We start from the raw sequence: 20,688 nt of genomic DNA on the forward strand, positions 1-20,688 counted from the left end.
ATCACCATCGATCCAGCGCACGGACTTGTTACGGTCGGCTGCTTTGACAGCGATGGGCCTTGCGCGTTGGAGAGCCAACCGAGATGTGGACGCTCGTGGCTGGCACCTACTCGTCGATCAGGGAACGTCGATACTCGGCCAGTGCATGCGCAAGCTGCTCGTTCACCACGTCCTGGTCGGTCGGCTGCGACACCGCCTCGCAGTGCGCTGCGGATGCACCGCACGCCGCCACAACCCGCAACCGGGCCAGTTCAACCTCGTCCATGTGCCACATCGTGCCGACCGCACGCCTGCCACGATCGAGGTGGGGCGACGAAGCAGATTGATCACGGTTTGCCCACGTCAAAACACGATCCGCCAGGGCTCGTGGTGATCAAACCTGTACACTTAAGTACCGCAGCCTCTACAGCCGCTTCGGCAAACGCTGTGGGTTGATGGGTGGCGGCTAGGCCGAGGTGCTACCAACACCTTGGGCCGACCTAGCCGCCGCGGGAGGGCTGGCAGGCTACAGCAACGGAAGGTTGCCGTGGCCTGCCAGCATCAACCCGTGCACGAGCGACACGATCGCAAAGATCACGACTCGAATCGTCTTGTGCCACTCAACGCAGCAGCACGTGCGCGGATCCATCTCCACCACCCCCTCTCTGTTGATCGGGACTGGCGGGGACAGGCTACAGGAACACGATCATGGCCGGGGGCGCGCAGTACCCCTGCTGACCTCGAACTATTCGTCGCTTGTTGCTGAACAAGTAGAACTACTCGATCGACTTGTTCAGCAACAAGTACCGGACGAATCAACGTGGTCCGAGTTGACGAAGCGGTGTTGAATAACCGGCCTGCTGCAGCGTAGGGAATCGCCGGTCAATCCAAGCTGTACAGCAGAGTCGCGCCCACCGTCTCGCACACCCGCTTGACCGCTTCGACATCATCCCGCACGTAGGACATGAACCGCGGCACGTCCGGCAACGGTTTGTCAGGTGTGCCAACGGCATCGGCCAACTGGGTTAGATGGCTGGACGTCAGGTTCATGTACTTCGCCAGCTCCTGATCCGGCTGGGCAGCCTCTGCCGCGATCGCTGCCTCCAGCGCCGCCGCTCGAGCCTGCTCCCTCAGCAGCTCGTGAACGGTAATCCGTTCGATGGCAGAGGCGCTCCGAACTGCGAGACCGAACTGCCCGCACGCCGACCGGGCGGCATCTACTTGGTACTGCTCGGTGTCATTGCTACACCCGGTGGCTAAGACGATCGCGAGAAGCGGGACAACGGCCAGGACTTTCCTCATTGGCATAGGGTAAACGCGAGATTTGCTCTGAGGCCCAGCTGCGGTAAGTGGGTGTTGAGCTGGAGACCTGGCTCTCTTGCAGCGGTCGCCGTCGAAGAGAGAGCTCTCTGCTGTTCAATCACTGGGTGCGACAAGTTTCAGAGGGATCGGGTAAGGCACTAGCGCTTGACACGCGTCTGCCGACCCCCGAGGGATGGACCACCATGGGGCAGGTCCAGGTCGATGATCGGTTACTCGATGAAACCGGTCGTCCAACTCGTGTGACCGCAACGTCGCCAGCTACGACGAACCGACGGTGCTTCCAGGTGTCGTTCCGCGACGGGTCCAGCGTGGTCGCAGATGCTGGCCACCTTTGGCCGATGGACGAGTTTCGCGGTGACGCCAAGCGTCGGCGTGTCACGGTCACCACGGAAGAGATGCTCAAGGCAGGCGTTCGATACGAGCGCAAGCTCACTGCTGGGAAGACGAAGTGCGCGACAGATGGAGTGGCGCGTTGGAGAACACTCCCTACCCCCTCGCTTGTAGGGGCCTCGGCCGCGTTTCCGATTCCGCCCTATGTGCTCGGTTACTGGCTTGGTGACGGCGACCGTGATTGCGCCCGCGTGACGGTGCACAAGGACGACCTGATCAACTTTCGGGCCGCCTGCGAGGACTTGGGCGTCTTTGCAGGGAAGGAGAAGCTGACGCATGGTGAGACCTACCGAGTGCGGTTCGGTGGGCTACCAGGGCGGAGCGGGCGCCGAGCCGGCAAGACCGCGCAGAGTGCGCTTCGTGCGGCCGGCCTGCTGATGAACAAGCACATACCTGCACCACTTATGCGTGCGCATCGCACCCAGCGCTTAGAACTCCTTCGGGGGCTCATGGACTCGGATGGCACCATCGATCCGGGAGGAAAGATCGAGCTCTGCTTTACTGACGAGCGCCTCGCTTCGGGTGCCGTTGAACTGATGCGCACTCTCGGTTTGTACCCGCGTATGAGCGCGTCTGACGCCGTCCTTGGTGGCCAGCGTGTCGGGACTCGGTATCGGATCACGGTTACGGCCTACGACGACGAGCCGATCTTCTTGCTGCCTCGGAAGGCATGCAGGCTGCGTACGCGCGGCGCGTACGTGCCGTATTCGCAGGTCCGAACGGTTGTATCTGTCACACCCATCGACTCGGTGCCTGTGCGATGTGTGAGCGTTAGTGGCCCCTCGGGCTTGTATCTCGCTGGCGTGGGTCTAGTCCCAACCCATGCTGGAGGATCTTGATGTGCCGCCGCGTCGGTTTCGGTGAGAACGACCAATCGACGTGTCCCCAGCAATGAAAGTCGTCCGAGCTGCGCGACAGGTGGTGACCAAGATGCCGCGAACTTCTAGGCAAGCCAGGAAGTGCCGGGGGCGTAAGACTGATGGGACCCCTTGCTACGCGTACGCCATCAACGGGGGGACTGTTTGCCGAGTACATGGGGGAAGCTCACCCCATGTCAAGGCCAAAGCTGCCGTGAGAGTCGCCGTCGAATCATGGGGCTTGGGTGACACCACGGTTGACCCGGGCGAGACGCTACTTCGCCTCTTATCTCAGGCGGTCGCCCGAGCTGAACGCTACGCAGCAGCAATGCAGCGGATCGTTAACGACCAGGGCCTGGAGCAAGCCCTGGTCGGCGAGTCCTACGTCATGGATGACCAGGGGAACCTGAAGAAGGTCGGCGAGTACGTGCGAGGACTGGCACAGCTCGAGTACCAGGAGCGTGATCGAGCAGCGAAATACTCGTCGTTGGCGATTCAGGCTGGGCTCGCTGAGCGGCAGGTGCGACTGGCGGAGCGGCAGACCGCGTTGGTCGAAAAGGCGCTGCTGGCCACGCTGGAAGACCTAGGCATGTCGGAAGACCAGCAGCAGCAGGCTTTCGGACGGCTCGCGCATCACCTGCGGCTGATCGCCTGACCAAACCGGAAGGGGGCACGGTGAACTTCGCTGCTGCCCTCGCCGATCGGCTCGAGCTGCGCAGCCAGCAGGCGCGTTGGCGTGAGGACCCGGTCGCCTGGGTCCAGGAGCGCCTCGGCGAGCACGTGTGGTCCAAGCAGGCGCAGATTATGCGGTCAGTGGCAGAGAACAAACTGACTTCCGTGCAGTCTTGTCACGGCGTCGGGAAGGCGCTAGCGCTCGATACCCCGCTGCCCACCCCAACCGGGTGGACGACGATGGGTGAGGTCCGCGTCGGCGACGACCTGTTGAACGAGCAAGGCAAGCCGGCAACGGTGCTCGCTATCTCGCCGATCGAGCAGCGAGACACCTACCAGGTGTCTTTCGACGACGGCTCGGTGATCATCGCCTCTGACGATCACCAATGGCAGGTGATCGACCTCTGCCACCGGCCGCGCAAGATTGCCGACTGGCGCGAACACTGGGCGGCCACCGTCACCCGCACCACACGGGAACTCGCCGACAACCTGCGCACTGACGGCGGCCAACTGCGCTGGCGCGTCCCTACAGCTCGGCCGTTGGCCGGCAACCCGACGAGCCTGCCCGTTCCGCCGTACACGCTCGGATTCTGGCTCGGCGACGGCACCAGCTCCCAGGCCGCGGTCGTGATCGGCCACGAGGACGCCCCACATTCCCTCGCTGCACTGCATGCCGAGGGAGTCGGGACGCGGTTGCGTCCGTCGTCGGTGCGTGCTGGCTGCTCCAGCTACGGCCTGCTGGGTGTTCTCGATGGGCTCCGTTCGCTTGACGTGTTCGGGAACAAGCATGTGCCCGCTGCTGTGCTGCGCGCCGACGTGGAGACGCGGCTGGCCGTGCTACAGGGGCTGATGGACACAGACGGGTTCGTGTCCACGGGCCAATCCGTTGGGATCGACCTGTGCGACAAGCAACTTGCCGATGGGGTAGCTGAGCTGGTTGTGTCGCTCGGTTGGAAGGCGTACCGCAGTACGAAGGTGGCCAAGCTTGACGGTCGGGTGGTCGGCACTGTGTACCGGCTGCAGTTCCGCCCGGACATGCCGGTGTTCCGACTGCCGCGGAAGGCTGATCGGCTGGGCAAGCTCGTTAGTCAGCGGTCGCGGCACACGCAGCGCACGATCACCGCGATCGAGCCGATCGAGTCGGTGCCGGTGAAGTGCGTTGCTGTCGACTCGCCTTCCCGGCTGTACCTGGCCGGCCGATCGATGATCCCGACGCACAACACGCACCTCGCGTCGCGTCTGGTGTTGTGGTTCCTGGACACGCACCCGCCGCAGGACACCATGGTCGTCACCACGGCGCCGACATCGCACCAGGTGCGGGCGGTGCTGTGGCGCTACATCCGGCAGGGCCACGAAGCCGCCAGCATGCCCGGCATCATCACGCAGTCACAGGTCCCCGAGTGGAAGATCGACGGAAACCTGGTCGGCTACGGCCGCCGCCCCGCGGACCACCAGCGTTCAGCCTTCCAGGGGCAGCACGCTGAGCACATGCTCGTTGTTCTTGACGAAGCCGGTGGCATCCCGAAATGGTTGTGGGACGCCGCGGATTCGCTGATGACCGGGTCCGATAACCACTTGTTGGCGATCGGGAACCCGGACGACAACGCGTCGCACTTCCACACGGTCAGCACGAAAGAACCGGGGTGGGCGCGGCACCACATCTCCGCGTTCGACGCGCCCGCGTTCACCGGCGAGCAGATCCCCGCCGAGATGGCATTGAAGCTGGTCCAGAGGGAATGGGTCGAGGACAAGCAAGTCAGGTGGGGCGAGTCCAACCCCTTGTACCGCGCGAAGGTGCTCGGCGAATGGGTCGACTCCGAGGATGCGCTGATCCCGCTGTCCTGGGTTCGCGCCGCTAACCAGCGGTGGATCGCGTGGGACGAGGCGGGACGGCCGCCGCAACCTGGGCGTCTGGTGCTCGGTGTCGACGTTGCCCGCTACGGCGAGGACTCCACGGTCATCGCGCACCGGCACGGTGACGTGATCACCCACCTCGACCGGCACGACAAGTTGGACACGACGCAGACGACGGCGCTGGTCACTGCGGCTCTGTACAACCAGCCCAAGGCGATTGCGAACGTCGACGTGATCGGCGTCGGCGCCGGTGTCGTCGACCAGCTGCGCGCGCTAGGCATGCCGGTGGCGCCGTTCAACGCCGCTTCCGGCACCCGTCGGCGAGACGCGACGGGCAGTTGGCAGTTCCCGAACGTGCGCAGCGCGTCGTATTGGAACCTGCGCGAGTTGTTGGATCCAGCGAACGACTCACAGATCGCGCTGCCGCCGGATGACGAACTCACCGCGGAGTTGACGATCCCGAAGTGGGACATCAGGGCCGGCGGTCGCCTGGTGATCGAAGACAAAGACTCGATCCGCAAACGCCTTGGTCGGTCGACGGACTCGGCGGATGCGGTGGTGCAAGCGTTTTGGCAGGAACGAACCCCCGACGTGGACGAACAAGGTGCGGTGAAGCAGCCGCGGGTGCGGCGCTACGCCGACGCCGTGAGCTGGCGATGACGACCAGGAGGTGAGCGTGGCAACCAACGGAACGAAGCTCACCGACCAGGAGCGCAAGCGGCTGACGGGCCCGGTGCTGTCAAGCGCGTTCGACGCCTACGACCGGCTGTTCCCGGGCTTCAAGGGCGGCGATGTTTTCGCCTACGACTGGGACGCTCGGCAGCTGAAAGAGATGCTCGCCAGGAGCGGCAAGGCGCGCAGCGTCGAGCAAGTGCTGACGCTGCCACTCCGCAGCGCGAAGTGGGAAATCAAGGGGCCCGGCGAGATCGGCGATTTCGTGCGCCGCGTGCTCGCCGACAAGCTCAACCTGGTCATCGACCAGATGACCGCGGCCGCGACGTACAAGAAGGCGTTTTTCGAGCTGGTTTGGTCGATCGACGGCGGCCGGGTGGTGCTCGACGAGGTCGCGTGGAGACCTCCGACGTCGTGCGAGGCCGCGTTCGACGACAAGACCGGTCGCCCCAACGGGTTCCGGCAGCGCGTCGCGCATCCTGGCGGGGAGACCCTCCCGGCTGAGGGGCGGGACACGCTGCCCGGCTACGTGCGGATTCCGGCTAGCCGGGCGTTCGTCTACACCCACGGTGTGCACCGCGAGCCGCTGTTCGGCACCTCGGACATGGACGTGGCGCACTGGTGCTACGAGACGCAGCAGAAGCTGTTGTTTCTGTGGTTCCAGTACCTCGAGCGGCAAGCGCTGCCCAACGTGATCGCCTACGGCGCGGACCGGTCGGAGGCGGATGCGAACGCCGACACGATCGCCGAGATGCGATCCGGTGGTGTGCTGGGGATGACGCGCATGGCGGATCCGCAGGCCAAGGTGTTCGAGCTGCTGGAGTCCAGCGGGAAGGGCGCGGACCAGTTCATTCAGGCGGTGCGCTACCTCGACGAGATGATGCCCGCGAGCGTGCTGGCCGGGTTCACCGAGCTTGCGACCGCCGCGACCGGGTCCGGCGGGTCCTACGCGCTGTCGGCTGATCAGTCCGAGTTCTTCCTGTCCTCACGGCAGGCTGTGGCCGATGAGATGGCCGACGCCATCACCAACGGCCTGATCAGGCCGCTGGTGGTCTACAACTACGGGCCGCAGACCGAGTACCCGCGGGTGGAGATCGGGCCGCTGGCGAACAAGGACACCGACCGCGCCTTCACGCTGTTGCAGTCCATCATCACCGCGCCGTCGCTGCAGGTGCCGGACATGTTCGTCGGCGAGCTGGTCAAGAGCACTTCTTCCTACCTCGGGCTCGAGGAGAAGACCATCGCAGCCGCGGTGGACGAGTTCGCCCGCCAGCAGGCCGCCAAGCGCGAACGGCAAGCCCGGACGCCACAGGGTGTCCCGGACGCCGCGAAGAAGCTCGGCGATGCGGTGCAGGCCGCAGCGTCCATGGTGGCCACCGGCGAGACGGGATGACCAGCCCGGCCGAACAGCCGCAGCAGCAGCCCACGCAGCAGCCAGCGGTTCCGCCACCACCACCGCCCGATCCTGGGCAGCCGATGGCGGACGCCGCGATCGTGGCTGGGCTCGCTGCGTTGCTGGCATCGACCGCCGCGGTTCCGCCGCTGGCTGGGATTGTCGCGTTGCTCATCTGGCCACCCGCACGTCGCGGTGAGCCGAAGGTGCCGCGGTCGGTGGCGATCGTGGTGGCCAAGCTCGTGCTCGAGCAGGCCAGCGATTCCACGGTGCCGCTCGGTGCCGCAAGCAGGCAGATGCAGCGTACGAACCTGCTGCGCCGCGCCCAGTTCCTGCTCGCCGCCGCGCGACGTGTCACCCGCCAGATCGGCACCGGCCGATCTCGGGAGGCGCTCGTCGAGGCGTTGCGGCGGGAACAACGGTTCTGGCGGCAGCACCGGCAGGCCAGCGTGAAACGCACCCAAGCCGCCGCGGTGGCTGATTCGGCCGCTGACCAGCATGGTGTGCCCACGAAAACGGGGACCGTTTTGGGTTGGTCCTCGCAGATGGACGACCGGACGACCGCCGAATGTCGGGCCGCGCACGGCAAAAACTGGATTGTCGAGCGTCCGCCTCGCATCGGGATACCGGGAACCGTGCACGTGCACTGCAGGTGCCGCCCGGTCGCCCCCTGGCCCACGAAACAACTGGTCGGCGGTGGCCAGCTACCCGAAACGCCGCGCCGATGAGGGAGGACATCGTGTCGGAGAAGACGCCGATGCTGGCCACCAAGCGCCGGCCGCTGGGCAAACCCGGCGGCCCCGGCTTGTTCCGGGATAAGAACCTCGACCTGCCGCCGTACGTGCAGAACATCGCGCATTCGTTGATGCGCAAGCGTGGGCTGCCGAAGTCGCAGGCGATCCAGATGGCGCTCGGCGCGGTCGAGCGCTGGAAGGACGGCGGCGGCGACGTGTCCCCGGAAGTCCGGGCCGCGGCGGCGAAGGCGTGGGCGCAGTGGGAAGCCTCGAAAGCCAAGGCGAAGGCGACCCCGAACAAGACCTCGAAGCACGTCAACGACACCCTGGCGATGGAGCTGGCGCAGCCGCGCGTTCCCGCCGGGAGCGTCAACGCCGGCCAGTGGTGGGCCGATCGCCGGTTCCCGGACGGGCCGCGCGCAACCGCGGTCCCCGCGGTGACTGTGGAGAACCTCGATCAGCTGCGCGCCGAGCTGCAGGCCGTGGCCGCCGATACCAAGCTGTCCAGCGCCGAGCGTGCTGGGGCGGTGCGGGAACTGCTGCTGACGGCAGCCCGGTCTGGGGTCGTTGACCTGGCGGTGGTGCACCAGTGGAAGCACGGGTGGATCCCGCTGACGCCGTTGGCTGCGGCGATCAAGGCGAAAATGGCGCGCGGGTCGGCGCGCGGGAAGGGCCCAGACCTGCCGAAGGGCCTGCAGAAGCGCGCGGCCGAGTTGCACAGCAAGCACGGACGCTCCGTGGTGCGCGGCTCCTACGGGCACAGCAAGGCCCCGGTCGCTAAGACGCCGAGCAAGCCGCGCACCAGCGGCCAATCGGTTGTTGCGGACGCGGTCGCCGCTGACAGGCGCAAGCCCGCAGTCCTCTCCGACGTCGAGTTGCGCGAGGCGGACCAGGCGCTTGCGGCGCGGGCCGGCCAGCTGGGCAAGCCCGGCGCGGTATCGCGGGAGCACCGGGCGGTGAAAGCCGAGCTGGGCAAGCGCTCCGCGGCTACCCGGTCGGCTGAAGCTTCGAAGGCGCCAGCGCCGTCGAAGCCCGCCCTGTCGACCCGCGAGAAACGGGCCTACAGCCGGGCGTATCAGCCTGGTGTGCAAGGCAATCACGCGGCGGGCATGAAGGCTGTCGAGCACTTCCGGAGCACCGAGGAAGGCCGCGCAGACCAGCGATCCGGCCTGAACATCGAAGAACACCGGACGTACCGACAGGCCGCGAAGGACATCACCGACCCCGCAGCGGCCCACAAGGCTGGTATGGCCGCTGTGGCGCCGATGCGTAAGAAGCGGGACGAGGAACGCGTCGCGAAGGAAGCCGAGCAGAAGACCGCACAGCAGCGCGCCGACGTCGAGCTGCGTAAGCGGATGGCGGACTCGAAGACGAAAGCTGCCGCGATGGGCCTGGAAATCGACCCGAGCCGCCCGCAGCAGCAGCTGGTGAGGCAGAACGGAAAAACGATCGGTGTCCTCGAAGCCCGCGTGAAGGACCCGCGCCGCAAGGAAGGTTCGCGGCCGGCGCTGGTCGACGAGGAGCCCGACATGTACGTGTCGCGGGTTGCTGGATCGCACACCTCGAAGGTTGGTGGTGGTCAAACGTCGGTGGTCAGCAAACAGCACGCGAGCATGGATGACGCGTTGGCGCACGTGAAGCAGCACCACACGACCGACAGCAAACGCGCCCAGAAGGACCTGCAGGGCGGCTTGTTCGAGGTGCCGAAGGCGTCGAAGGCGCCGAAGTCGAGCAAGCCGCACGAGATCAAGGAAGGCGACGTCGGCGGACCGATCAAGTTCGCGGGCGGCCGGACCGGCACGGTGTGGTCCGAAGCGCCGCAGGGCGGAAAGTGGGTCATCCCGGACGACCGCAAGACCGGCGAAGCGCACGCCATCTACGTCGACAAGAGCGGCAAGGTCCGAAAGGACTTGTCATCGGCGGTCTACCAAAAGGACTGGCTGCGTGGTCAACGCCGTAAGGCGGAGGCGTCAACACCGAAGGCACGCAAGGCGGAGAAGGAACGGCAGGCGAAGCTGAAGGACGTGGCCGAAAACGCCAGGGCTGTGAAGCCAGGGGCTCGCCCGTTCGCCAACCTGTCGGACTCTGACCTCTCCGAGATCGACCGCGAGTTTGGGCATCTCCAGACCAAGGAAACGGTTGGGGTTGGGCACAACCGGTACGGCAATGTCAGTCAAGTTGTCCAGCAGGAGAAGCGTATCCGTGCTGGTGAGACCAAGGTCGCTGAGTACCGCAAGACCGCGCTGAAGGACGTTTCGCCCGCGGACCGAGCTGCGTATGACGCCGCGTACAAGCGGCACATCGCGGACGGAGAGAGCCCGGAACAGGCGCATCGGGACGCGCTGCGGGACATGATGGTCGACCGCTCGATGCGGCGGACGTCGTTGTCGTCGCGGCCGAGCCGCGTTGTGGAGTTGGCGCAGGTCATCCACCAGATCAGGAAAGCGAAGGTGAGGGCGGCGTGACGACTCAGATTCTGTCGCCGATCGACCTCGGTACGGCCAGCAAGGTCGGCGGCCGACTGTTCCGCAAGCAGGTGCTGCCGATCGGCAGCATCAACTACAAGGGCCGCCGGATCGACTTCACCCGCGACAAGCTCGCCGCGATGGCCGATGCGTTCCGGTCTGGTGCGTTCGACTCGGTGCCGCTGGTCATGGCCGACACCGAGAACCAGCACACGATGGATCCGCGGGCGACCACCGGCGAGATGGTTGACCTGGAGTTGACCGCCGATGGTCTGGACGGGGTGTTCCGGGCCTCGGAGGAGGCCACGAAGCTCCTGGAGAGCTACCCGCGCGTCGGGATCTCTGCCCGGATTCTCGAGAACTACGAGCGCGCCGACGGCAAGGCGTTCCCGGCGGCGATTCAGCACGCGCTGATCACCAGCGATCCGCGGATCACCGGGATGCGGCCATGGGAGGCCGTGAACCTGTCAGCAGAGGTCGGGGCCGGGGATGTTCTGGACCTGACCGCAGAGACGTTCGCCCCTCCCGAGGGCGGGCAGGAAGGGAAGGCCGGAATGGCGTTCACCGACGAGGAAACCGATCAGCTGCGGAAGCTGCTGGCGATGCTGCGCGATGAGCAGCAGGACACCAGCGACGCCGGCCAGGTCGACGAGACCGACGACGAGGTGCCGGAGCTGACCGAGGACGAGCTGAACGCGCTGGCCTCGGAGATCCTCAGGGACGAGGACACCGGCGAGGTCGACCAGGTGGAGCCCGACACCGAGCCCGCTGAGGTCGACGAGAAGCAGCCCGCCGAGGTCGCCGCGGCCAACGACTACGAGAACGGCGCGGCCGTCGAGCTGGCCAATGCGCGTGTCGCCGAGATGGAAACCCAGCTCAGCAACATGCAGCGCGAGCTGGACGCCCGCAACTACCAGGCCGAGCGCGACCGGCTCGCGAGCGAGTTCGGCATTCCGCCGGCGGTCACCGACCTGGCCCGGCCGCTGCTGGAGGGCCACCAGGTCATCGAGCTGTCCAACGGCAGCGACGTCGACGCCGGAAAGGTGGTGCGCGAGGTGCTGCAGGCGATCGGCCAGCACGTCAAGCTGCTCGACCTCTCCAGCAGTGTCGGTTCGGCGTTCGAGACCGACCAGGACCGCGCCGAGGACGCCACCCGTTCCGACTGGGTGGAGCAGGTCCAGGCTCAGCTCGGCCTGTAATCCCTCCGTCAACAATCCGTTCTCAAACCCCGCCATGCTGCGGGGTTTTCGCATGTCAGGAGACATTTCAATGCCTGGTGTGGTTCCCCGTCAGCAGCACGGCCCGGACACCCTGGAGGTGTCGGAGAACGTCAACGGTGGTCAGCTCGTCGTCCCGTCGACCGGCGGCAAGGTCAAGCCCGCTGGTGCGGGCGCGATCAACGTGCTCGGTGTGGCCCTGGACGACGCCCGACCGGCCGGGTCGGCGCCGACCAACCCCATCAACACCGCTTGGCCGCACTCGGAGGTCGCGGTGGCGTACGGCGTCGACATCCGCGTCACCTACAACGCCGCGGCGAAGTTCGGCGACCTGCTGGTGACCGCCGCGGGCGGCCAGGTGGCCCCGGTCGACGAGACCGCGACGTTCGACCAGATCGTGGGTCGCTGCACCGAGCCCGGCGGGGTGTCCGCCGGTGCTGTTGGCCGCGCCCGGATCGCCTGACCGGCCCGTATCGAGAACTGGAGTAGAAGCCCATGACCACGAAGGTCGTTAGCTCGTTCGACGGGCCCCGCATCACCGTCAACGACTTCATCAAGGACCCGCTGCGGATCCCCTCGCTGATCATCTCCATGACCAAGCAGGGTTTCCTGGCGGACGCCGTGCTCCGCAACGCGGGCCAGAACCAGGCCGGGGCGGTGCGATTCAACGAGTCGACCCCGCTCTACGCCGACACCGACGCCGAGGTCCGCGCCGAGTTCGCCGAGGTGCCGGTGGGCACCACGTCGGCCGGTGACCCGAAGGTCACGTTCGTGGAGGAGCGGGCGCTGGCCATCCTCGCGTCCGACGAGATGCGACGCCGTCAGGTCGTCGACCCGGTGACGCGCCAGCTGCAGCAGGTCAAGAACACGCTGATCAAGGCGTGGGATGACACGTTCGTCAAGTCGATCCTGAACAACGCGAGCATCAACACGCTGGGGGTGACGGCAAGGTGGACGGGGCCTGACGTGGACATTCGCCGGGACCTCAACAACGCGCGGCGTCTGGTCGACAACGCCCAGACCGATCAGGGCGCGGAGTTCGCGTTCGAGGCGGACACCCTGATCGTGAACAAGACGACGCAGTTTGACCTGCTGAACTCCTCGCAGTTCCAGCAGCCCTACCAGGGCAACATCGCGGACGAGAACCTGCGCTACACCGGCAAGCTGCCGCAGCAGATCCTGACGCTGGATGTGCTGGTGTCCAACCGGGTGCCGGACGGCAAGGCGATCGTGATGCAGCGCAACGTCGCCGGGTTCATCTCCGACGAGCTGCCGCTGCAGGCGACGCCGCTGTACCGCGACGAGCCGCGCAAGACCTGGCGTTCGGACGTGCAGCGCGCGTCGGCGATCGGCATTGACCAGCCCAAGGCCATCACCGTGCTGTCGGGGGTGTGACATGGCAATCGCGAAGTACACGTTGAAGTCGACCGCGATGTGGCTCGACGGACGGGAGCACCGCCGGGGCGACACGGTCGAGCTCGACACCGAGCGCGGCGCCGAGCTGGTCGAGCTCGGCGCCCTGGAGGCCGCCGACGGCAAGGCCGCGGCCGAGGAGCCCGTCACCGACGACGGTGGGGAGGAGCTGACCGCGCCGAAGACGGGGCGCGGCACCAAGACCGCCACATCACGCAAGGAGTAGACCGTGGTGGCGGCGTATGCGACGCCGGACAACGTGCGTGCGGTGCTGGCCCGTAAACCGGGCGAGTGGGCTGGCACCGCCGCCGAGCTGTCCGACGAGGCTCTGACCAATCAGATCAAGTCGGCGCAGGCGCAGGTCGACGGACGGCTGTCGGTGCGGTACCGGGTGCCGTTCGATCCGGTGCCGGGGCTGGTCGCCGACATCACCCGCGACATCGCCGCCTACCTGGCCGATCTGACGTATCGGCAGGGACTGGACTACGAGTCGGATCGGGATCCGGTCGTGCTGCGCTACCAGCAGGCCATCGCGATGCTGGAACGGATCGCGACCGGGCAGGTTGATTTGCCCGACGCCCCCGAGATCGGCGGGCTGCTGTCCGGCCGGAACCGCTACGGCGGTGCCCTGTTCGGACTCGACGACTTCGGATTGAAGGTGCGCGGTGGCGGACACGTTCAATGAGCGGCTGCTGGAGCTGGCGCGGCGCGTCGGCTACGGGCACCTCGAAGGGCACGTCGAGGTGGACCAGGTCTATGCCCGGTATCAGCACGAGGACCTGACGCTGCGGCATCCGCGTGGTGGCCAGGCGAAATACCTGGAGACCCCGCTGCACACCGAGCACGCCCGGTACCTGCAGGACATCGCGGACGCGGTGCTCGACGAGCGCGGCCCGGCGTCGGCGATGCGCGACGTGGTCGAAGACCTGTCACGGCAGGTCGAGGCCCACGCACCGGTGGAGTTCTCGAACCTCCGGGAATCCGGGCACCCGTCGGTTGTCGATGGTGGGCGCACGGTCTACGACCGGCCACCGAAGCAGCGCAGGTTGACCGAACAGGAGCTGCGCGAGCAGCACCGCAGTGGTCTGCGGCATCGGCACATGTACCCCGACCAGTACGAGGACTGACCGATGTGGACCACCACGAACATCATCACTTGGCTGCAGGCGCTCGGCGTTGAAGTGCCGCTGTTCCCTGGCACGCAGCGGATCCCGGAGATGCCCGACCGGATCGCCGTGGTCACCCCGCTGCCCGGCATGGGGTTGTCGCTGGAGGGCATCGCGGACACGCCGGGGTTCCAGCTGCGCTGTCGCGGTGCCCAGATGTCGGCGGATGACTGCGAAGCGATCGCCTACGACGCCGACCAGCGCATCCGCGGCGCCGATTTCCCCGTCACGCTCGGCGCGGTCCAGCTGACCGCGGTGGCCCGCTCTGGTGGCCGCCCGGCGCTGCTGTCGTCCGTGCCCGACAGCGCCAACCGCACCGAGATGGTGTGCACGTATCTGACCACGATCATGGAGGTTTCCCGCGATGGTTGAGCGGAAGCTGACCGCGGAGGAGAAAGCCGCGGCCGACGCCGAGAAGAACGACGAGCACGCCCCGGCCACCAAGCCGCAGCCCGCGGCGCCGGCGGGGCGGGTGCGGTTGGCGCCGCCGCCGTTCGTCACCGAGTTCCGCACCGGCGACACCGTCATCCCGGCCGACGGCCTGGAGGTCGACGCCGCCACGGCCCAGCAGTTGCGCGAGACCGCCCGCCGGTCCGGGGTGACGCTCCGCGAGCTGTAGCCGCGCGCTGTTCCTGTCCCTACCCCCGACGCCACGCCTGGTGACGGGGGTTTCGTTGTGAAAGAAGGTTTTTGCGATGGCGCAGCTCGTGCCGCAGTACGACGCCACCAAGGTGCTGACGGGGATGGCCGCGATCTACCTGGCCCCCTACAGCCTGGAAACACCGGTGGAGATGCCGCCCGACACCCTCGCGTTGGGGGAGGAGTGGCCGGCGCCGTGGACGCCGATCGGTGCTACGACCGAGGGCGCGTCGTTCCAGTACTCCCGCGACACCGACACGATTTCCATCGAGGAACAGATGACCCCGGTGGACGAGCGCACCAGCTCGCTGACGTTCACCGTCGAGGTTGAGCTGGCCCAGGACACCCTGCAGACCATGCGGTGGGCCTACGGTGGCGGCACGATCACCACCACCGCGGCCACCGCCTCCGAGCCGGGGATCTCAACGCTGAAGATCTCCGACGAGATGGAGGATCTCGTGCTCGGTCTGGAGGGGCAGAACGAGTTCGGGTTCTGGCGGCGTATCGGCGTGCCGCGTGTGAAGTCGCGGGCCGATGTGACGACGAACTACCGGCGGTCGGCGAACCCGCGGTCGTACGCGGTCAGCCTGCGCAGTCTGGTCGCCCCGTCGCAGGTGTCCATCCGCAACATGGACGCCGCGAAGACCGGTGGTGCGTGATGGCTGGATTCGACCTTTCCAAGCAGGTCAAGGCGCTGGACTGGAACTTCGGTGATGGGGTGCGCGGCACTGTGCCGGAGCCCTCGCCCAAGAGTGTGAACAGGTTCCAGACCCGGATGCGGGAGAACATCAAGGCCACCGGCCGCGACCTGGACATGTCCAGCATGGACGAACTGATCCGGGTGCTGGGGTCGCTCACCGAAGACGACCTGAACTCGATCTACGAGGAAAATCTGGACGCGGTCGCCGAGCTGTGCGACAGCTCCCCGTCGCGTGACCAGCTCGCCGAGCTGCCGCACCGCGGGTTCCAGGCGTTTTTGGGGTGGATCACGGGTGAGCTGACCCCGGAAGGCGCGAGGCCCGCTACGAGCCGCTGACGGGCGGGCCTGATCAGCGGCGCACTTACTACCTGGTGCGCCGCCACCTTCACTTTTCGATCGACGAGTGGGACCGGCTGCCGTGGTGGCAGCAGCAGGTCTACATCGAAGAACTCGACGCCGAACTCAGCGGCGGGAACGAGCCCCAGCAGAGCGGGATGTCCTCGGACGACTCGCTGCTAGCGCACGGGTTCCAAATCCAATGAAAGGGCAGGTGAGGGCGTCGTGGCATTCGACGCGGGAGCCATCGAGTCGACCCTCACCCTCGACCGCACGCCGTTCACCCGTGGTTTGCAGCAGGCGCGGCGGGAAGCCGAAAAGTTCCGGCGCGATCCGATCTCCACGCGATTGGATGTCGACACCCGGCGGGCGACCACCGCGATCACCGGGTGGCGGCGCAGTCAGGAAGACCGCGCGCTCGGGCTGGGACTCAACGTCGACACCGCGCACGCCACCGCGGACATGACGGCGTGGCGGGCCGAGCAGAGCGCCAAGACCATCAAACAGCGCGTCGACGTCGACCACTCCATGTTGGACGGGTTGCAGGCCAAACTCGGTGTGGTCAACCAGTCCCTGGGCGGGTTCGCGTCGGGGCTCGCCGGTGCGAGCGTGAAAGCACTTGCGCTGTCCGGAATTCTCTACGGGCTGGGTGCGTCGCTGCCGGTGCTGGGTGCGCTCGGCGAGGCCACGGTCAGCCTGTCGCAGGGGCTGTTGCTGCTGCCGGGTGGGCTGGCGGTGGCCGGTGCTGGGCTGGGCACGCTGCTGCCAGCAGTCACGGGTGTTGGCGACGCGTTCGGGGCGATGGCGGCAGCGCAGGATGCTGCGGGGGAATCCGCGGAGAAGCAGAAGGCCGCGCAGGAGGACCTGGACCAGGCGCTGAAGAACCTGGCGCCGTCGGCGCAGGAGTTCGTACGGCAGACCGCGGCACTGCGCGACGAGTTCCACGCGCTGCGGCTGATCGACCAACAGCACCTTTTCGCCGGGCTCGGCCAGGAGGTCAAGACGCTCGGCGCGATCTACGTGCCGGTCCTCAAAACCGGGTTGTCGCAGGTCGCCGACGCCTTCAACGGGGCGATCAAGCAGGTTGGTGCATTCGCCGCGGACTCCCGCACTGTGGCTGACCTCGGGGCCCTGTTCGGGTCGACGGCGACCATCGTGGACAACCTGGGGCGGGCGCTGCGGCCGATCCTGGCTGGGCTGCGGGACATCGGCACTGTCGGTGCCGAGTACCTCGCGAGGGTCACCGGTGGCGCGCAGGGCGCGGCCGAGTCGTTCGCGGCGTGGGCCGCCGAAGCCCGCGAGTCCGGCCGGCTGATGACGATGTTCAACGACTTCGGTGGCGTGCTGAAGGACTTGGGCGCCATCGTGGTCAACGTCGGGTCGATCATCGGATCGGTGTTCTCGGCGATGTCGGCCACCGGCGCCGGGGTCATCGGCTCGTTCCGGCAGGCCACCGAGGAAACCGCACGCTGGTTGAAGACCGCCGAGGGCTCGCAGCAGCTCATCAACCTTTTCCTGACCTTGAAGGCGGTGGCGGATCAGCTGCGGCCGGCGTTCGTCGCGGTGTTCTCCGCGCTGGGCGACGCGCTGCAGGTGCTGTTGCCGGTGCTGCCGGGTGTGGCCGCGAACTTCGCGAACATCGTGCAAGCCGTGACGCCGCTGGTGCAGCCGCTGGCGACGCTGGCCGCGGCGGTGATTCCGCCGCTGGTGGCCGCGGTGTCCGCGTTGGGCCCGGCGTTGCCGTATGTGGCGGCCGGGTTCCTGGCGGTCACCGCGGCGATGCGCGGACTGTCGATCATGACCAGTATCAGCGCGACGTTCGGCAAGGTCAGCGACGGTTTGGGGAAGATCCGCGACGGGTTCAACACCGCGAAGGACTCGTCGGCGTCGTTCACCTCGAGGATTTCGGGCGCGGCGACCGTGCTCGGTGCTGGGGTGTTCGGTGCCGCGATCACCGCGGCGACGATCGCCCTTGGGTTCCTGATCAGCTCGCAGCAGGAAGCCGCCGAGCGTGCGCAGCGGCACAAGGACATGGTGACCAACCTGGCGCAGGCCTTGCGCGAGTCCAACGGTGCGATCGACGAGAACGTGCGCAAGACCGTGGCGCAGCAGCTGCAGACCGATGCTTCGTACGAGACCTACCGGCGGGCCGGGGTGTCGCTGCGGGAGTTGACCGACATCGCACTGGGCAACGCCGGCGCCTACGACGCGGTGAGCGCGCGTCTGGCCTACCTGTCCGAAAATGGCTACAAGATGGTGAACACCGGGCACGGCATGTCCAAGATGTTCACCGCTCAGGGCACTGCCGCTGGGGAAGCCCGCACGAATCTGGACATGCTGCGGACGACTTACGGCGATGCGGTGCAGAAAAACCAGGATCTGATCGCGGCGGTCAGCGGCGCCACGGTGACGATGTCGCCGCTGCAGCAGGCGTTTCAGACATTGGCGAGCAACACCGCGACCGCCGAGCAGCGCACGCGAGCGTTCAACGACAGCCTGGATCTGCTGATCGGCAAGAACCTGGGCGCCGCGCAGTCGGCGTTGTCATTCCAGGGCACGATCAACGGGTTGACGCAGTCGGTGACCGCGAATGGCCTGTCGTTGGATGCGAACACCGCGGCAGGCATGGCGAACCGGCAGGCGATCCTCAACAGCTTGCAGGCCGCGTTGAACCACGCTCAGGCGGTGCAGCAGCAGACCGGGGACGTCGACAAGGCTCGGGATGCGCTGCGGCAGAACGAGCAGGCCCTGTACGACAACGCGGTCAAGGTGTTCGGCAACCGTGACGCCGTCGATCAGCTGCTGCGCTCGGTGGGCGGTCTGCCCGGCCAGTACGACGATGCGGCCCGCAACGCCGAAGGCATGGCGAACCGCACGAACGATGCGCTGCAGGGCATCAAGGACAAGGAAATCAAGGTCACCGCGACCACGAAGTGGCTCGACACCTACATGGGCTTGATTCGAGAACCGCAGGTCAAGCAGACCAACCCGGACAGCGGGATTCCGTTGCCGCTGTCGCGGGCGACCGGTGGTCCCGTGTACGGGCCGGGGACCAGCACGTCGGACTCCATCCCGGCGATGCTGTCGAACGGGGAGTACGTCATCAACGCTGCGGCGACGGCCCGGCACCGGCCGCTGATCGAGGCGATCAACGCCAACCGGCTCGCCGAAGGCGGGCAGCCGATCCCGGTCAAGCACCTCGCCAAGGGCGGGCCCGCCGGCCGGGACGTGTCTTTGGGCTACCAGCCGTTCCGCGGGGACTTCGGTCCGCCGGCAAACACGTGGATCGACCGCGTGACGCGCGATTTCGGCGACCAGGTGTCCCAGGGCCTGGTCATGCTGATGGGCAACAAGATGTTCGCCGGTGAAGCTCCCGCGCCACCTGGTGGTGGAGGTGGGGGCGGCGGAGGCGCGAACCGGTGGTCGGGCGTCATCATGCAGGCCTTGGCGATGCTGGGGCAGCCCGCCTCGTGGTTGCCGACGGTGCTGCGCCGCATGAACCAGGAGTCCGGCGGAAACCCCACGGTGGTCAACCGGTGGGATTCGAACTGGCAGCGCGGCACGCCCAGCGTCGGGTTGATGCAGGTCATCGGCCCCACGTATCGGGCCTATGCCGGGCCGTTCGCGAACACCGGCCCATTCCAGTACGGCACGAGCACGAATCCGCTGGCCAACACCTACGCCGGGTTGAACTATGCGATCCACCGCTATGGGTCGCTGGCGGCGCTGAACCGGCCGGGCGGCTACGACAACGGCGGTCCGCTGATGCCGGGCTACACGCTCACCTACAACGGCACCGGCCACCCCGAGAACGTCAGGACGGCCGCGCAGGAGGACGAGCTGGTGACCCGGCTGGACCGCATCGAGACCGCGCTGGCTGACCGGCCACCGGTGACGGTCAACCAGTCGTTCACCGGCTCTCAGTGGTCGGCCGAGGAAGCCGCGGCGGCGGGGGCCAGGCACATGACCGCGGCACTGAAGGAGCTGGCATGACCACGGTGACGCTGGCGAATTCCTTTGTTCTTGGTCAGCCGTCGACCGATGCCGCCGGGGTGACCTGGTGGCATCGGTCGATTGACGGGTGGCGCGACGGGGTGCCGATGCGCACGAACTTCGTGGACCGCCCGACCGGCCCGGGTTCCTACGATGGCCCTTCGTTCCCCTCGAAGCGTGTCGTGGTGCTTAACGGGTCGGCGCGGGCACCGAACCACGCGGCGCGGCTGCGGGCCATGCGGATGTTGACCGGGCTCGGCGCGGACGGGGCGATGCTGTCGCTGCGCGTGGCCGACGAGCTGGGCGAAACCGAGGCGATGGTGCGCCGCTCGGACAAACCGACGATCACCATGACGTCGACGAGCTGGCTGGACTACAGCCTGCAGTGGACCGCGCCCGAACCGCGGCTGCTGGATGTGGCCACCCGCACCGCCTCGACGCAGATGGCGCAGTCCGGGCTCGGCGGCGTGGCCTGGAACGGCCCGGTCGGAGGCTCCGGGACACGGTGGAACGGGCCGACCGGCGACAGCGGGTTGTCGTGGGGCGCACCGGTTTCCACCGGTGTGGTGGAGCTGGACAACACCGACGGCACCGCACCGGCCGACGTGATCGTGACGATCACCGGGCCCGCGTTGAATCCGTCGATCTCCACCGCCACGCACTGGATCACCTACAACGGGGCGCTCAGCTCCACCGACGTGCTGGTCATCAACACCGGCAGCGGGTCGGTGCAGCTCAACGGCGTCAACCGCCGCAGTTATCTGACGCGCGCGAACTGGTTCCAGATCCCCGCCGGCGGATCCATCGATGTGCGGTTCACCGCCGAGGTGCAGAACTTCACGGCGGCCATGACCTGCTCGTGGCGCGTCTCCTACTACTGAGAGG

The 20,688-nt window shown here is 67.1% G+C and carries 21 protein-coding genes; 19 read left to right on the plus strand and 2 right to left on the minus strand.

The annotated features are described in order from the left end of the window. Window positions 1-106: 106 nt before the first annotated feature. Window positions 107-265 (minus strand): hypothetical protein, encoded by a 159-nt coding sequence (locus tag ACWCO2_RS01130; protein ID WP_450125654.1) that lies wholly within the window; start codon window positions 263-265, stop codon window positions 107-109. Between the two features lie 596 nt (window positions 266-861). Continuing rightward, complete coding sequence (locus tag ACWCO2_RS01135; protein WP_450125655.1) at window positions 862-1,281, minus strand: hypothetical protein; 420 nt, start codon at window positions 1,279-1,281, stop codon at window positions 862-864. 815 nt (window positions 1,282-2,096) lie between these two features. On the opposite strand from ACWCO2_RS01135, the gene ACWCO2_RS01140 reads away from it, so the two are divergent. The 19 genes from ACWCO2_RS01140 (at window position 2,097) to ACWCO2_RS01230 (ending at window position 20,684) form a co-directional block, all read left to right on the plus strand. After that, entirely contained in the window at window positions 2,097-2,531 is a 435-nt protein-coding gene (locus tag ACWCO2_RS01140; RefSeq protein ID WP_450125777.1) for an LAGLIDADG family homing endonuclease, read from the plus strand. A gap of 346 nt (window positions 2,532-2,877) precedes the next feature. Beyond that, complete coding sequence (locus tag ACWCO2_RS01145) at window positions 2,878-3,204, plus strand: hypothetical protein (RefSeq protein WP_450125656.1); 327 nt, start codon at window positions 2,878-2,880, stop codon at window positions 3,202-3,204. A gap of 20 nt (window positions 3,205-3,224) precedes the next feature. Next, window positions 3,225-5,735, plus strand: coding sequence for an LAGLIDADG family homing endonuclease (locus ACWCO2_RS01150; RefSeq protein WP_450125657.1), 2,511 nt, complete (start codon window positions 3,225-3,227; stop codon window positions 5,733-5,735). Window positions 5,736-5,751: 16 nt separating this feature from the next. Further along, entirely contained in the window at window positions 5,752-7,140 is a 1,389-nt protein-coding gene (locus tag ACWCO2_RS01155; protein WP_450125658.1) for a phage portal protein family protein, read from the plus strand. 218 nt (window positions 7,141-7,358) lie between these two features. Further along, window positions 7,359-7,868 (plus strand): phage minor head protein, encoded by a 510-nt coding sequence (locus ACWCO2_RS01160; protein WP_450125659.1) that lies wholly within the window; start codon window positions 7,359-7,361, stop codon window positions 7,866-7,868. A gap of 11 nt (window positions 7,869-7,879) precedes the next feature. Then, window positions 7,880-10,339, plus strand: coding sequence for a hypothetical protein (locus ACWCO2_RS01165; RefSeq protein WP_450125660.1), 2,460 nt, complete (start codon window positions 7,880-7,882; stop codon window positions 10,337-10,339). Continuing rightward, window positions 10,336-11,538, plus strand: a complete 1,203-nt coding sequence (locus ACWCO2_RS01170; protein WP_450125661.1) for a hypothetical protein — start codon at window positions 10,336-10,338, stop codon at window positions 11,536-11,538. The genes ACWCO2_RS01165 and ACWCO2_RS01170 overlap by 4 nt, the downstream gene beginning before the upstream one ends. A gap of 70 nt (window positions 11,539-11,608) precedes the next feature. Then, window positions 11,609-12,019 (plus strand): hypothetical protein, encoded by a 411-nt coding sequence (locus tag ACWCO2_RS01175; RefSeq protein ID WP_450125662.1) that lies wholly within the window; start codon window positions 11,609-11,611, stop codon window positions 12,017-12,019. Window positions 12,020-12,051: 32 nt separating this feature from the next. Further along, window positions 12,052-12,951, plus strand: a complete 900-nt coding sequence (locus ACWCO2_RS01180) for a phage major capsid protein (RefSeq protein ID WP_450125663.1) — start codon at window positions 12,052-12,054, stop codon at window positions 12,949-12,951. 1 nt (window position 12,952) lies between these two features. Further along, entirely contained in the window at window positions 12,953-13,195 is a 243-nt protein-coding gene (locus tag ACWCO2_RS01185) for a hypothetical protein (RefSeq protein ID WP_450125664.1), read from the plus strand. 3 nt (window positions 13,196-13,198) lie between these two features. Continuing rightward, entirely contained in the window at window positions 13,199-13,654 is a 456-nt protein-coding gene (locus ACWCO2_RS01190; protein WP_450125665.1) for a phage protein Gp36 family protein, read from the plus strand. Then, window positions 13,635-14,096 (plus strand): hypothetical protein, encoded by a 462-nt coding sequence (locus ACWCO2_RS01195; RefSeq protein WP_450125666.1) that lies wholly within the window; start codon window positions 13,635-13,637, stop codon window positions 14,094-14,096. The genes ACWCO2_RS01190 and ACWCO2_RS01195 overlap by 20 nt, the downstream gene beginning before the upstream one ends. A gap of 3 nt (window positions 14,097-14,099) precedes the next feature. Continuing rightward, window positions 14,100-14,507, plus strand: a complete 408-nt coding sequence (locus ACWCO2_RS01200; RefSeq protein ID WP_450125667.1) for a phage tail terminator protein — start codon at window positions 14,100-14,102, stop codon at window positions 14,505-14,507. After that, window positions 14,500-14,754 (plus strand): hypothetical protein, encoded by a 255-nt coding sequence (locus ACWCO2_RS01205; RefSeq protein ID WP_450125668.1) that lies wholly within the window; start codon window positions 14,500-14,502, stop codon window positions 14,752-14,754. Before ACWCO2_RS01200 ends, ACWCO2_RS01205 begins: the two co-directional genes overlap by 8 nt. Before the next feature lie 76 nt (window positions 14,755-14,830). Next, window positions 14,831-15,433 carry a phage tail tube protein gene (locus tag ACWCO2_RS01210; RefSeq protein ID WP_450125669.1) on the plus strand — a complete coding sequence of 201 codons (603 nt, stop codon included), beginning with the start codon at window positions 14,831-14,833 and terminating at the stop codon, window positions 15,431-15,433. Continuing rightward, window positions 15,433-15,810, plus strand: a complete 378-nt coding sequence (locus ACWCO2_RS01215) for a hypothetical protein (RefSeq protein ID WP_450125670.1) — start codon at window positions 15,433-15,435, stop codon at window positions 15,808-15,810. The genes ACWCO2_RS01210 and ACWCO2_RS01215 overlap by 1 nt, the downstream gene beginning before the upstream one ends. Before the next feature lie 35 nt (window positions 15,811-15,845). Beyond that, window positions 15,846-16,016, plus strand: coding sequence for a hypothetical protein (locus tag ACWCO2_RS01220; protein ID WP_450125671.1), 171 nt, complete (start codon window positions 15,846-15,848; stop codon window positions 16,014-16,016). 19 nt (window positions 16,017-16,035) lie between these two features. Continuing rightward, entirely contained in the window at window positions 16,036-19,803 is a 3,768-nt protein-coding gene (locus ACWCO2_RS01225) for a transglycosylase SLT domain-containing protein (RefSeq protein ID WP_450125672.1), read from the plus strand. Beyond that, a complete protein-coding gene (locus ACWCO2_RS01230) occupies window positions 19,800-20,684 on the plus strand; it encodes a phage distal tail protein (protein WP_450125673.1) in 885 nt (294 codons plus the stop codon). Before ACWCO2_RS01225 ends, ACWCO2_RS01230 begins: the two co-directional genes overlap by 4 nt. Window positions 20,685-20,688 lie beyond the last annotated feature (4 nt).

The organism is Saccharopolyspora sp. NPDC002376, from assembly GCF_053593195.1.

Coding starts and splice junctions, on each gene's coding strand:
- ACWCO2_RS01130 (WP_450125654.1), bottom strand. CDS start 265: ATGGACGAGGTTGAACTGGCCCGGTTGCGGGTTGTGGCGGCGTGCGGT.
- ACWCO2_RS01135 (WP_450125655.1), bottom strand. CDS start 1,281: ATGAGGAAAGTCCTGGCCGTTGTCCCGCTTCTCGCGATCGTCTTAGCC.
- ACWCO2_RS01140 (WP_450125777.1), top strand. CDS start 2,097: ATGCGTGCGCATCGCACCCAGCGCTTAGAACTCCTTCGGGGGCTCATG.
- ACWCO2_RS01145 (WP_450125656.1), top strand. CDS start 2,878: ATGCAGCGGATCGTTAACGACCAGGGCCTGGAGCAAGCCCTGGTCGGC.
- ACWCO2_RS01175 (WP_450125662.1), top strand. CDS start 11,609: ATGCCTGGTGTGGTTCCCCGTCAGCAGCACGGCCCGGACACCCTGGAG.
- ACWCO2_RS01180 (WP_450125663.1), top strand. CDS start 12,052: ATGACCACGAAGGTCGTTAGCTCGTTCGACGGGCCCCGCATCACCGTC.
- ACWCO2_RS01185 (WP_450125664.1), top strand. CDS start 12,953: ATGGCAATCGCGAAGTACACGTTGAAGTCGACCGCGATGTGGCTCGAC.
- ACWCO2_RS01200 (WP_450125667.1), top strand. CDS start 14,100: ATGTGGACCACCACGAACATCATCACTTGGCTGCAGGCGCTCGGCGTT.
- ACWCO2_RS01205 (WP_450125668.1), top strand. CDS start 14,500: ATGGTTGAGCGGAAGCTGACCGCGGAGGAGAAAGCCGCGGCCGACGCC.
- ACWCO2_RS01210 (WP_450125669.1), top strand. CDS start 14,831: ATGGCGCAGCTCGTGCCGCAGTACGACGCCACCAAGGTGCTGACGGGG.
- ACWCO2_RS01215 (WP_450125670.1), top strand. CDS start 15,433: ATGGCTGGATTCGACCTTTCCAAGCAGGTCAAGGCGCTGGACTGGAAC.
- ACWCO2_RS01230 (WP_450125673.1), top strand. CDS start 19,800: ATGACCACGGTGACGCTGGCGAATTCCTTTGTTCTTGGTCAGCCGTCG.